The sequence below is a fragment of the Streptococcus sp. HMSC076C09 genome, assembly GCF_001837905.1.
Classification (GTDB): Bacteria; Bacillota; Bacilli; order Lactobacillales; family Streptococcaceae; genus Streptococcus; species Streptococcus parasanguinis_I.
In genome coordinates this window covers 183731-197142 of record NZ_KV834651.1, presented here as the reverse complement: position 1 = coordinate 197142, position 13412 = coordinate 183731, and the positions used below count along the sequence as shown (strand labels likewise).

9 protein-coding genes and 1 pseudogene are annotated in these 13412 nt (G+C 40.7%); 6 read left to right on the top strand and 4 right to left on the bottom strand.

Going from position 1 to position 13412, the window contains the following annotated elements; genetic code table 11:
• Window positions 1–13 precede the first annotated feature (13 nt).
• The 5 genes and pseudogenes from asnS to HMPREF2704_RS09790 all read left to right on the top strand — a co-directional run bounded on the left by asnS (window position 14) and on the right by HMPREF2704_RS09790 (window position 7007).
• A complete protein-coding gene (gene asnS, locus HMPREF2704_RS09810; RefSeq protein ID WP_070846505.1) occupies window positions 14–1360 on the top strand; it encodes an asparagine--tRNA ligase in 1347 nt (448 codons plus the stop codon).
• 68 nt (window positions 1361–1428) lie between these two features.
• A pseudogene (locus HMPREF2704_RS09805) lies at window positions 1429–2166 on the top strand (DUF1003 domain-containing protein).
• A gap of 58 nt (window positions 2167–2224) precedes the next feature.
• Window positions 2225–3424 (top strand): MFS transporter, encoded by a 1200-nt coding sequence (locus HMPREF2704_RS09800; protein ID WP_049506464.1) that lies wholly within the window; start codon window positions 2225–2227, stop codon window positions 3422–3424.
• Between the two features lie 116 nt (window positions 3425–3540).
• Window positions 3541–5268 carry an ABC transporter ATP-binding protein gene (locus tag HMPREF2704_RS09795; RefSeq protein WP_070846504.1) on the top strand — a complete coding sequence of 576 codons (1728 nt, stop codon included), beginning with the start codon at window positions 3541–3543 and terminating at the stop codon, window positions 5266–5268.
• Window positions 5265–7007 carry an ABC transporter ATP-binding protein gene (locus HMPREF2704_RS09790; protein WP_070846501.1) on the top strand — a complete coding sequence of 581 codons (1743 nt, stop codon included), beginning with the start codon at window positions 5265–5267 and terminating at the stop codon, window positions 7005–7007. The genes HMPREF2704_RS09795 and HMPREF2704_RS09790 overlap by 4 nt, the downstream gene beginning before the upstream one ends.
• Before the next feature lie 339 nt (window positions 7008–7346).
• Here the strand turns inward: HMPREF2704_RS09790 and HMPREF2704_RS09785 are convergent, their stop codons facing one another.
• On the bottom strand, window positions 7347–8087 hold the full coding sequence (locus HMPREF2704_RS09785; protein WP_003007564.1) for an amino acid ABC transporter ATP-binding protein: 741 nt from the start codon (window positions 8085–8087) through the stop codon (window positions 7347–7349).
• Complete coding sequence (locus HMPREF2704_RS09780; RefSeq protein ID WP_070846499.1) at window positions 8087–10270, bottom strand: amino acid ABC transporter substrate-binding protein/permease; 2184 nt, start codon at window positions 10268–10270, stop codon at window positions 8087–8089. The genes HMPREF2704_RS09785 and HMPREF2704_RS09780 overlap by 1 nt, the downstream gene beginning before the upstream one ends.
• A 262-nt stretch (window positions 10271–10532) precedes the next feature.
• Here HMPREF2704_RS09780 and HMPREF2704_RS09775 point away from each other — a divergent pair, with 262 nt between their 5' ends.
• Complete coding sequence (locus tag HMPREF2704_RS09775; protein ID WP_176745648.1) at window positions 10533–11471, top strand: CPBP family intramembrane glutamic endopeptidase; 939 nt, start codon at window positions 10533–10535, stop codon at window positions 11469–11471.
• Between the two features lie 102 nt (window positions 11472–11573).
• On the opposite strand, the gene HMPREF2704_RS09770 is transcribed toward HMPREF2704_RS09775, so the two are convergent.
• Window positions 11574–12650: a sensor histidine kinase gene (locus tag HMPREF2704_RS09770; RefSeq protein ID WP_070846494.1), complete on the bottom strand. Its 1077-nt coding sequence runs from the start codon at window positions 12648–12650 to the stop codon at window positions 11574–11576.
• The gene (locus HMPREF2704_RS09765; protein ID WP_070846492.1) at window positions 12635–13306 is read right to left on the bottom strand and encodes a response regulator transcription factor; all 672 of its coding nucleotides are present in this window, start codon (window positions 13304–13306) and stop codon (window positions 12635–12637) included. The genes HMPREF2704_RS09770 and HMPREF2704_RS09765 overlap by 16 nt, the downstream gene beginning before the upstream one ends.
• Between the last annotated feature and the right edge of the window lie 106 nt (window positions 13307–13412).

The window sequence follows — 13412 nt, the reverse complement described above, 5'->3', positions numbered from 1 at the left end:
AAAAGGAAGATGAATGATGACAAAACGGATTACTATCATCGAAGTAAAAGACTACGTTGGTCAAGAAGTGACCATCGGTGCTTGGGTGGCCAACAAATCAGGTAAAGGAAAAATTGCTTTCTTGCAATTGCGTGACGGTACTGCTTTTTTCCAAGGTGTGGCTTTTAAACCAAACTTTATCGAAAAATTCGGCGAAGAAGTGGGGCTTGAAAAATTTGATACCATCAAACGCTTGAGCCAAGAAACATCAGTGTTTGTGACTGGTATTGTCAAAGAAGACGAGCGTTCTAAATTTGGTTACGAATTGGATATTACAGACATCGAAGTGATCGGTGAATCTCAAGATTACCCAATCACTCCTAAAGAACACGGGACAGACTTCTTGATGGACAACCGCCACTTGTGGTTGCGTTCACGCAAACAAGTTGCCGTTATGCAAATCCGTAATGCCATTATCTATGCAACTTATGAGTTCTTTGATAAGAATGGCTTCATGAAGTTTGATAGCCCAATTCTTTCAGGAAATGCGGCGGAAGATTCAACTGAATTGTTTGAAACAGACTACTTCGGTACTCCAGCTTACTTGAGCCAATCCGGTCAGCTTTACCTTGAAGCTGGTGCTATGGCCCTTGGTCGCGTCTTTGACTTTGGTCCAGTATTCCGTGCTGAAAAATCAAAAACTCGTCGTCACTTGACTGAGTTCTGGATGATGGATGCGGAGTACTCTTACTTGACACACGATGAGTCACTTGATTTGCAAGAAGCTTATGTAAAAGCCCTTCTTCAAGGTGTTTTGGATCGTGCTCCTCAAGCCTTGGAAACCTTGGAACGTGATACAGAGCTCTTGAAACGCTATATTGCGGAGCCATTCAAACGGATCACTTATGATGAAGCCATTGATCTCTTGCAAGAGCATGAAAATGATGAAGATGCGGATTATGAGCATTTGGAACATGGAGATGACTTCGGTTCACCACATGAAACATGGATTTCAAACCACTTTGGTGTGCCAACATTTGTCATGAACTACCCAGCAGCTATCAAGGCCTTCTACATGAAGCCAGTTCCTGGGAACCCAGATCGCGTGCTTTGTGCAGACTTGCTCGCACCAGAAGGCTACGGAGAAATCATCGGTGGATCTATGCGTGAGGAAGACTACGACGCCCTTGTTGCGAAGATGGAATCTCTTGGCATGGATCGTACAGAGTATGAATTCTACCTTGACCTTCGTAAATACGGTACAGTTCCACACGGTGGATTTGGTATCGGTATCGAGCGTATGGTAACCTTCGCAGCTGGTACTAAACACATCCGTGAAGCCATTCCATTCCCACGTATGTTGCATCGTATCAAACCTTAATAGACGAAAAAACGCCATTAGGCGTTTTTCACTTTTATCTGCTTCAAAAAACTATGAAAGGAATTTCAATGCTGAAAAAAGACATCATCGATGGGAAAGAATACGAAGATGGTCAGGGGTCTTTGATCGCAGATCTAGACCATAGCATTCAACAGATGCTCAAGACCTCCTACCCGGAAAGTCAAATGGATGATTTTATCACGTATAAAAATTTGAGCCAGTATTGTATGGATTATCTTGGACAGATTATTGAGCGTGCCAATGATAAAAACGAAGCCATTAAACAGCAGGTGACAGGTGTCATGCCCGAAAGCGAGCGCCCCTTTAACGTTTAAGACCGCTTGACAGCCAGCTATACCTTCGGTCAGCGGGTAGCAGATTCGGTTGCACACTTTGGTGGGTCATGGACTTTTATCATTAGTTTTATCCTGATGATGGCTATTTGGATGCTGATCAATGTCCTGCATCCTTTTGGCTGGAATTTTGATCCTTATCCTTTCATCTTGCTGAATCTAGCACTTTCTACGATTGCGGCGATTCAAGCTCCTTTGATCATGATGAGCCAAAACAGGGCAGCAGATTATGATCGCCTGCAAGCGCGAAATGACTTTAACGTCAATATGGAGTCTGAACGGGAAATTCGTTTGTTGCATACGAAAATTGACCATATGGTGCAGCAAGACCAGACGGATTTGCTGGAAATTCAAAAGTTGCAAACCGAATTGTTGGTATCCTTGTCTAATCAAGTGAGCCAATTGCGTCAAGAACTGAATCAAGAAAGAATGAAAGAGGTGGAGAAAATGTAGGCAACTCTAAGTAAGTCTTTTAGAAACACTCAAATAATCTATTGAAAGAGGAAAAACAATGTTTAAAAGAACTTACAAACGCAATATTTCACTCCTAGCAGGTCTGGAATTGACATCTTATTTTGGAATCACCAGTTTTTGGATTCTCTTTTTTATTCAAAATGGTCTTTCTTTGCTTCAGATTGGTTTATTAGAGAGTATCTTTCATGGGACGAGTCTCTTGTGTGAGATCCCATCGGGAATGCTAGCCGATCGATTTAGCTACAAGACCAATCTCTACTTGGCTCGCTTGTCCAGTATTGGATCTTCGATCTTGATTTTATTTGGTCAGGGGAATTTTTGGATCTATGCCATTGCCATGATGGTCAATGCTTGGTCTTATAATTTTGACTCGGGGACCAGTACAGCCTTCTTATTTGATTCAGCAGTAGAAGCGGGCCAAAAGGACCGTTATCTTCAGATTTCTAGCTTTTTGTCTGGGGTGGCCGAAGTCACCCGAACGTTAGGTACAGTGGTGGCAGGCTTCTTGATTCACGGAGCATTGGCTTGGACCTATTATATTGCTATCGGGCTATCCTTGATTTCCATTCTTTTGATCTTTCTAATGAAAGAGCCAGAGAGCAAGAGTGATGAAAGAAGTCACTTGACCTTAAAGCGGATATTGGAGGTAGTGAAACAAGAATGGCAGGAAAAACCAGTCTTGTTTTACTGGATGCTCACCTATCAGTTGGTAGGGACCATCATGTGTATGTTTTATTTTTACTACCAACAGAAAATCAGTGACTTAGCCAGTTGGCAAGTTTCGCTCATCATGTTAATTGGTAGTGGATTCAATCTCCTGGCGGTTTATTTGGCCAGTCAAATCGGGAAAAAATGGAATAGTAATCAAGTCTTTCCGATTCTGGTTGCACTGACAGGGTTGGCCTTGTTTTTGGTAGGTGCGAAGACTCCATTCGCCTATTTGAGTGTCTATCTCTTAACCAATGCTCTTTATGCCGTTTATCAACCCATCTACTACAATGATTTACAAGCTTATCTGCCTTCCAGTGTGCGAGCAACCATGCTGAGTATCAATTCGATGATGTTTAGTCTATCTATGATTGTCATTTTCCCACTGACCGGTTGGTTCATTGATAGCTTTGGCTTTGTAGCAGTCTTTCTTGTATTAGGCCTTATAACGCTTTTCTCTTTCCCTCTCTTGATGTTTGGGTTGGGGAAAATGGGCAAGACCTTAAGCAAGGTAACAAAGAAGGAATAAGATTTCTGACCTTCATCTGGTCAGTATTCAACTCTCTCTGCTCTGCAGGGAGAGTTTTTTCATCTTAAGAATTTGTGGTAAAATATGTATATCCATTAAAAAAAGAATCGAGTCGTATGAAATCATTATTGAAGTATTTTAAGGGCTATCTATGGGAAACTTTTCTAGGGCCCGCGTTTAAACTTTTAGAAGCTATTTTTGAATTGTGTGTCCCCTTAATCATCGCCCACTTAGTCGATCAGGTCATTCCGAAAAAGGAAACGAGCGCAGTGGTGATGACGGTCGGTGTTTTGTTTTTATTTGCGAGCTTTGGGGTCGTCGTAGCCATTACGGCCCAGTATTTTTCTTCTAAAGCAGCTGTCGGCTTTACCCGCGAGATGACCAAAGATTTGTATGAGAAGATCTTATCGCTTCCAAAGGACAAGCGCGATAGGATCGGTACTTCTAGTTTGGTAACCCGTCTTACTTCTGATACCTATCAAATCCAGGTTGGGATCAACCAATTCTTGCGCCTCTTTTTGAGAGCACCGATTATTGTCTTTGGTTCTATCATCATGGCCTTCACCATCAGTCCTAAACTCACTCTTTGGTTCTTGGGGATGGTGGCGATTTTAACCCTGATTATTGTCATCATGTCTCGGATTGTCAATCCTCTTTTTGCCAAGATTCGTAAAATTACAGACCGAATGGTCACGGTGACGCGTCAGCAATTTCAAGGGATACGGGTGATTCGGGCCTTTGGACAAGATGCTAGTGAATTAGAAGATTTTAGAGAGGTCAATCAGGACTACAAGATCTGGCAAATTCGCGCTGGTATCTGGTCTAGTTTGGTGAGTCCCTTGACATTCCTTGTGGTCAATACGACCTTGGTTTGTGTTATTTGGCAAGGACAATTGAATATCTCTGCTGGCCTTCTAACCCAAGGGATGTTGGTCGCTTTGGTCAATTATTTATTACAAATTTTAACAGAATTGATCAAGCTGGCTATGCTGGTCACGTCTTTAAATGTCAGCTATATTTCAGCCAAGCGTGTCCAAGAGATTTTTGATTTGAAGGAAGAAGACCTCCTAGAAGCTTTGCCGGAAGAAACTGCAAGAGAGCAAGAAGCGATTAGCGCAGAGAAAGTTTCTTTCACTTATCCAACGGCTTCAAGCCCAGCTCTAGAAAATATTTCCTTTGATCTGGATCATGGACAGATGTTGGGGATTATTGGTGGTACTGGTTCTGGGAAGTCTACCCTTGTTCAGTTATTGAGTCATTTGTATGCCGTTAGTCAGGGGAAATTAGCCCTCTTTCATCAAGGTCGCTCTCCTAAAACTCTCAAGGAGTGGCGGGACTGGGTAGCTCTTGTCCCACAGAAAGCAGAGCTCTTTAGAGGGACTATCCGCTCGAATCTCTTACTTGGAATGGAAGAAAATCTATCGGATGATGATTTGTGGTGGGCGCTAGAAACAGCTCAGGCGGCTGATTTTGTCCGTGAAAAAGAAGGACAACTTGATGAACCAGTGGAAGCCTTTGGTCGAAATTTCTCAGGTGGCCAACGCCAGCGGTTGACCATTGCGCGTGCCCTTTTGAAGAAGGCTCCTTTCTTAATTTTGGATGATTCAACTTCCGCCTTGGATTATTTGACGGAAGCTCGTCTCTTAAAATCGATTAAAGAAGAATTGAGTGATACAAGTTTGATCTTAGTATCTCAACGAACCAATAGTCTCAAGTCTGCTGATCAGATTTTGGTCTTGAACAAGGGACATCAAGTAGGACTGGGAAATCATGATTTCCTCTTGTCTACCAATGAGATTTATCAAGAAATTCATTATTCACAACACGGGAGGGAGGAAGCATGAGTCAAAAACGTTCTAGTTATGTAAAACGTCTGTTTAGAGATTTTGCTCACCATCCCGTGCTCCTGATTCTAGCTAGTCTCGGAACCATCGCTCAAGTGGCCTTAACGGTTTTGTTACCGATCCTGATCGGACATGCAGTTGATTTAGTCATCAATCCTCAAGGGATGACAGTCTTATGGCCCGTTTTGATCCAAATGGTTCTGGTCATTGTGGCCAATACCCTGATCCAATGGATCAATCCTCTTGTCTACAATCAATTGGTCTATCGGTTTAGCCAAAGCCTAAGAGCAGAAGTGATGGAAAAAGTACACCGATTGCCCTTGTCTTATCTAGATAAACAAGGGAGCGGGGACTTTGTCAGTCGTCTTACGACCGATGTAGAGCAACTCAACAGCGGTCTTCTGATGGTCTTTAACCAGTTCTTTGTTGGCCTCCTAACCATTCTTGTCACCATCGTGACCATGGCAGAATTGGATTTCTTTATGATGGTGGCGGTTCTGGTCTTGACCCCTCTATCCCTGTTGATTGCTCGTTTTATTGCCAAGCGTTCTTATACGCTTTTCCAAAAACAGACCAAGGCGCGTGGTCTTCAAACTCAATTGATCGAAGAGTCTTTGACCCAGGAAAGTTTGATCCAGTCCTTTAATGCTCAGGATCAATTCCGTGAGGCTTTTAAGGGGACGAATGAAAGCTATGCCAATTATTCCCAATCCGCTGTATTTTATTCTTCAACTGTCAACCCTGCCACTCGCTTTGTGAATGCCTTGATTTATGCAGTAGTGGCTGGATTTGGTGCTGTACGCATTATTTCGGGATCTCACTTTACTGTCGGTCAATTGGTGACCTTCCTCAATTATGTCAACCAATACACCAAGCCTTTTAATGATATCTCCTCTGTCTTGTCAGAACTCCAAAGTGCCCTTGCCTGCGCAGAGCGCTTGTACAGCGTCTTGGATCAAGCTGAGGTCGAAGAGACAGGCCATCAGATTCTGGAAAGTCAGGATGTCAAAGGTGCGATTGGTTTTGAGCATGTCTCATTTGGCTATGATTTGGGGCGGACTTTGATTAAAGATCTAAGCATTCAGGTTCCAGCCGCCAGTAAGGTTGCCATTGTAGGGCCTACAGGAGCAGGAAAATCGACCTTGATTAATCTGCTCATGCGTTTCTACCCTGTTAATTCTGGAGAGATCACGATTGATGGAGTGCCAATTACGGACTACACCCGTGCTTCTTACCGCCAACAGTTTGGTATGGTTTTACAAGAAACTTGGCTTAAGGTTGGGACGATTCATGAAAATATCGCCTTTTCTCGTCCAGATGCAACTAGAGAAGAAGTCATAGAAGCAGCCAAAGCGGCCAATGCAGATTTCTTCATTCGGCAGTTGCCACAAGGGTACGATACCTATCTTTCAGATGCTGGAGAGTCTTTGTCTCAAGGACAACGCCAACTCTTAACGATTGCGCGGGTTTTCCTTTCAGTTCCTAAGATTTTGATCTTAGATGAGGCTACATCCTCCATCGATACTCGGACTGAGGTCTTGATTCAAGATGCTTTTAATCAGCTCATGAAGGGACGGACTAGCTTTATCATTGCACACCGCTTGTCGACCATTCAAAATGCTGATATGATCCTTGTAATGGTAGATGGCGATATTGTTGAGCATGGCACTCATGAAGAGCTAATGGAAGCGCAAGGTGTGTACTACAAGATGCAGACAGCTCAGCAACAGATTAGTTAGAATGTAAACAAACCATTTTTAATGTAAAATAAGTATAGTGATTCTGCAAAGAAATAAATATCTACCCAATTTGTATAACGAATTAAGAGAACATTAAAACTTTCCGCTGTGAGAAAAGTGCCTGAAACAATTTAGTTTCAGGCACTCGGAATTATTGAGACTTTAGGCTCAATAATTAGTCTTGGAACTTCGCAGATGTTCGCTGACGTCCGTACTCACCTAAGGAAAGTTTTTAATATGTCTTTATCTTCAATCTAAGCATTTTCAGGTTTGAAAATGCTTTTTTCGTCTAAAAAAACATCTAGCAAAATTGCTAGATGTTTCAGAAACTTTATCTTTTTAAACGTTTAGAACCTTATCCAAGAATTCTTTCAAGCGTGGGTGTTGGGGGTTGTCGAAGATTTGGTCTGGTTTACCGTCTTCGAGGAATTCACCGTCTGCGGTGAAGATGACGCGGTTGGCTACTTGGCGGGCAAATCCCATCTCGTGGGTAACGATGATCATGGTCATTCCTTGCTCTGCCAACTCTTTCATAACGTTCAATACATCTCCAACCATCTCAGGGTCAAGGGCAGAAGTCGGTTCGTCAAAGAGCATAATATCTGGATTCATGGCGAGTCCACGGGCAATAGCCACACGTTGTTTTTGACCACCGGAAAGGCTGTTCGGATTGGCATCGGCTTTATCTGCGAGTCCAACTTTTTCCAACAATTCCATCCCCACTTTTTGAGCTTCTTCACGGGTCATTAGTTTGTGCTCTACTGGTGCAAACATAATGTTTTCAAGGACGCTCATGTGAGGGAAGAGGTTGAAGTGTTGGAAAACCATCCCGATATTTTCACGGACCAAATCAACATTGGTTTTTGGATCGGTTAGATCATATCCATTTACGGTAATTTGACCTTTAGTAACTTCTTCGAGGAGATTGAGACTACGAAGGAAGGTCGATTTACCAGAACCGGACGGTCCGATAATACAGACCACATCCCCTTCGTAGAATTTTGTTGAGATTCCTTTTAAGACCTCATTTTCACCGTAGTATTTGTGGAGGTCATGGACATCAATTTTTAATTTAGCCATTAGTTAGCCCTCTTTTCTAATTTTTTTGCAAATCGTGTTAGCAAGGTGATAATCACGAGGTAGAAGATGGCAAGGATCGCATACATCTTGAAACTTTGGTAGTTTCGAGCGATGATGATCTTACCAGTTTGGAAGAGTTCTACCAATCCGATCGCAGAAACGATCGTCGTATCTTTCAGGGCAATGACGAATTGGTTAACAAAGTTTGGAAGCATGAGTTTGGTTGCTTGTGGCAAGATGATCTTGCGCATGGTCTTGCCATAGGAGATTCCCAGGCTTCGGCTGGCTTCCATCTGTCCAATCGGTACAGCTTGGATCCCCCCACGAACAATTTCTGCGATATAGGCAGCAGCATTGAGGGAGAGGGCGATGGTACCTGCGACAAAGTCGTTGATTGGGGATTGATGACCTGTGACCGATTCAATCAAGTTTGGAATTCCCCAGAAGATGAAAGCGGCGAGGATCATGAGTGGGATCCCACGAATAACATCGACAAAGATCTCAGCAGTCCAGCGGAGCCATTTATAAGGGCTAACACTAAACATCCCAAAGATAACACCGATCACCATAGCAATCGCGAAAGAGAGAAGCGCAAGGGCAAGAGTAACACCCAAACCACTTAACAATTGTTTGTAGTTGTTTTGAAGTAAGCCCCAGATCGTTGTTTCATCTGCTGTTGTACTTGAAGTACTTGATTTGCTATCTGATTTAAGGTATTTATCAAGAATCTTTTGGTATTGGCCACTTTTCTTCAAGTTTGCAAGCCCGTTATTGAACATTTCGATCAATTCAGGATTTTCACCTTTTTTAACGGCAAATGCTAGTTGACCACTTGGAGTACCTTCGATAGGTGTTTTGAATTTACGTCCTTGTTTAATGGCGTATTTGATAACAGGTTCGTCATCCATGATCGCTGCAACAGAACCAGAATTCAAACTGTCATACATAGAAGCTCCGTCAGAGAACGTTTTGATCTTGTAACCATATTTCTTTTGGTTTTCTTCAAGGAAGTTTTGTGAGGAAGTACCGTTTTTAACACCGACTGTCTTTCCTTTTAGATCATCATATGAATCAATCTTGCTGCTTTCTTGAACAGCTAGAATAGAATTGGCCGTGTAGTATGGTTCAGAAAAATCAAATGTTTCTTTCCGAGCATCTGTCACAGTCATCCCTGCGATCATTCCTTGCGCATGACCGGACTGGACATCACTTACCGCAGCATCAAATCCAGGATTGTCAATCTCGATAGTAAATCCTTGGTCTTTGGCAATAGCCTTGATCAAGTCCATATCAATCCCTGTGTATTTATTTTTTCCATTTTGGAAGACAAATGGTGCAAAAGATGAGTCACTTGAAATGCTATATTTTGATTTTTTAGGAGTTGCTTTTTGACCGGCAGGAGTAGTGGTTTCTGGAACGGCACTGTTACTTGATGATTGGCTTTCACCTGTCCATTTCTTGATGATCTCATCAAGTGTCCCGTCAGCTTTCATTTGAGCGAGGGCCTTGTTAAATTCAGTGATCAACTTTTCATGATTTCCACCTTTTTTAACACCAAAGGCAAAGCCACCGACTGCTTCTCCGTCCATATTGATAGCTAGGTCCTGACCCTTTTGAATGGCATATTGAATAACAGGTTGGTCATCCATCACCGCATCAACCGCACCAGCTGATAAACTGTTGTACATGAGATCGCCAGTATCAAAAGTCTTGATCTTGTATCCGTACTTGTCCTTGTTTTTATCGAGGAAGCGTTGGGCTGCAGTTCCGTTTTTGACACCGACTGTCTTCCCTTTTAATTGGCTGTACTTCGTGATTTTATCGGCTTTCGTAGTCGCGATGACAACTTTTGTATCGTAGTAAGTATCAGACATGGTGAAGACTTTTTCACGTTCTGTTGTTTTGGTCATACCGGCCATGATGGCATCCGCTTGACCAGCTTGAACTGCATTGACCGCTGCATCAAATCCTGGGAAGGATTTGTCCAAATCCCAGCCATTGATTTCAGCGACCTTGTCCAAGATCTCTACGTCAATTCCTTTATAGGTTTGATCTGAATCCTTAAATTCAAACGGTGCATATGCTGTGTCGAAAACGACCTTGATCGTTTCAGCATGAGCATGACCAGCGAATGCAACGATTGGAAATAAGAAAAGCAAACATGCTAGTAATTTTTTCTTCATTTCTGTCTCCTTTTAATTCTTTTCTCTTTGGGTATTTGACCCATGAGCACATTGACCAAAGGATGGCCTAAAAAAAACAAATCATTCATACCAAAACGAGTATGAATGGTCTTATGTTTTTCTACAAGAGCTATTATATCAGAAAAAAGTTTGCTTTGCAAGAAAAATCAGGTTTTCATGTTAGGTTTTCTAACATGAAACGATATTGCAGCTCTAGATTTTCTTTGCTACAATGGACCTATCAGATAAATGGAGGTTGATCATGAAGAAAGGAAAGATCATTCAGGATATAAAAACAAACACATCTATGCCAGTTCTTATTTCTACACTATTCTATGTATTTTTAGCCTCCCTCTTATTAGAAGGGGGACTATGGCTTGGTAGTGAATTGGTGGGACCATTTTCCTTAGTGATAGGTTTTCTGGCGGAGTTCTTTTCACCAGGAAATGGGACAGCAAGTATTCAAGATTTTTTCTACCATTATCTTCTCTATTATGAGCTTTTCAGTTTTGTAATCATACTATTTCTCTTTATTTTTTGGGTGAAGGTCATAGAGAAGAATGCTTTATCAAGCTTAGGCTTTGTAAAAAGAAATTGGCTCAAGTATCTAGTCTGGGGGATCTTGCTTTCACTACTTCAAATGGGTGTCATTGCCCTTGTCTACCAGGTAGGGGGAATCGGGTCTTTTGAGCTTAATGAATTAAGTTTAGAACCCATCCTCTTTATTCTAGGTTTATTCCCATTTTGGCTTCTTCAAGGAGGGACTGAAGAAGTGGCGACGCGAGGTTGGCTTCTGACTCGGATTGCTGCAAGAACTAATCTGCCTTTCGCAATCGCGATTTCTAGTAGTCTCTTTGGCATTCTGCATATGGGAAATGCAGGAGTGACCTTCTTATCCGTTCTGAATATCATCCTCGATGGAGTACTGGCTGGTCTGCTTTTTATCTATACGGATAGTATCTGGCTAGTGGTCGCCCAACACGGAACTTGGAACTATGTACAAGGAAATCTCCTTGGTTTTCAAGTCAGTGGCACAGGCGCAGATGCGTCTATCTTTAGTTTTACCATGGGAGATGGACCTGACTGGTTGACCGGAGGGGCATTTGGAGCAGAAGGATCAATCATCACCACCCTAGTTCTTCTTGTATCCCTAGTGATTGTATATTGCTTAGGGGAGAGGAAAGAAAAGTTTGTTGACTAATCTCTGTGTAATGTCTGAAAGTCATATATGAAAAAGACAAACACCAAAAATGACGTTTGTCTGCATTCTGAGCCGAACACATAATGATGAGTTCGGCTTTTTCTATATAATAATGGGAATGATTAGCTTGACTTGTGCACCATTATGAATATTTTCTAAATGCATAGTTCCATTATGAAGTTTCATGACGCGTTTCACGAAAGATAAACCAAGTCCAAAGTGACTTTCTTGAGAGGGTGTTCTTGCTTGGTCCTCTTTATAGAAAAGATTTCCAGCATGTTGTAAAACATTTTTTGAAAAAGTAGATTGATTATTCCATATAGTTAGAACTAATCGATTATTTTCTTGTGACATTGTTAGTTGGATCTTTGCATCATTTTCTTTTTGATGTTGTATTGCATTATTAATAATATTTGTGATTGCTCGGAAAAATAGATTGGAATGAATGGCAATTTGTGTCGATGAAGTTACTGTGTTAGTAAAAACAAAATGTGTATTTCTAGGGAGTAAAGGAGTAATATGTTCCTTCAATTGATGAGTTACTTGTTTAATTGATATGTTCTCAAGTTGAATATCCTGGTCGTAAAAGGTTTTGGAGTATTGGATAAAGTGGTTAAAATAATCGTTTAACTGAATACTTGCTTGCTCAAGATCTTTTAGACATTCCATTACTTGAGGTGTTTGTTTGGTAGATTGTAGGAATTCAGCATTTCCTCTGATGACGGTTAGAGGAGTTCGAAGATCATGTGCAGCGCTAGATACTTGAAACATGAGTTCTTTTTTTTGTTCTTTTTCATTTTCAATCCTATTTTTTATATCAGATTGCATTTTTTCGATCAGATCATTTGTTTCAATAAATTCTTTAATCTGCAAATGGTGATGTTCATTTTTTGTGAAATATAGACCACTATGATAAACCATATTCATTTCTGTTTGAATCTCAGTTAATAATCGTCTAATATTTATTACAATGATAAAAATTAAAATGATGCAAAGATAAATCCAAGAACTGACGCTAAAAAATAAAGCAAAGCGATTGACATTTTTCTCATTAATTCCAGATACAGAAGATAGAAGAGCTGGAACTATGTAAAAAAGTATCAGACATAGAAGAAATTGCCACATGATTTTAAGGTAGGTACGCTTAATGAGTTGCTTGATTGTCAATTCTTTTTCCATTTGTATCCTCCTCCCCATACTGTTTTGATGGGATCAATTTGATGAATCTTAAATTTTTGTCTGATTTGATAGATGTATTCAGTAATGGATCGTAGTTGTGCATCAGAGTCTACAGGATAGAGGTAATTGTAAAGCTCTTCTATACTAAATATTCGGTTTTCATTTTTTGCTAAAAGATAAAGTAAATCAAACTCTCGCTTAGTTAATGAAATTCTCTTTGATTGATAATAAACTTCTTGACTATCTCGATAAAAAGTTATATTTGAATCCATCTCTTCTTTAGAGGCATGATGTGATCTTTCTTCTCTACGAAGATGCATTTGAATTCTTGCAATTAATTCTTTAATGCTGAATGGTTTTGTGATGTAATCATCTGCCCCAGCTTGAATTCCTTTTAGTAAATCTTCTTCAAAATCTTTAGCGGTTAGAAATAGGATTGGAGTAGTAATTTGTGAACGAATGGAACGACAGATTTCTAAACCAGAAATAGGCATCATGACATCAAGTAAAATTAGATCAAATCCAGTAAAGTCGCAGATATTGATTTCTTCTATATATTTACGAGTTTCCACGTGGAAGTTGTTGGCTTTTAATGCATTCTCTATTAATCGTAAGATTTTTTCATCATCGTCAATGGCTAAAATTTTATACTTCATAGTTCCTCCGATTATATGTGCATATTATAGCAAATCTAGAATGCAATTTGTTAGAAATGAAGAAAATAATTATTCTGATAATTTCCTGATTTTCTCCTGTTATACT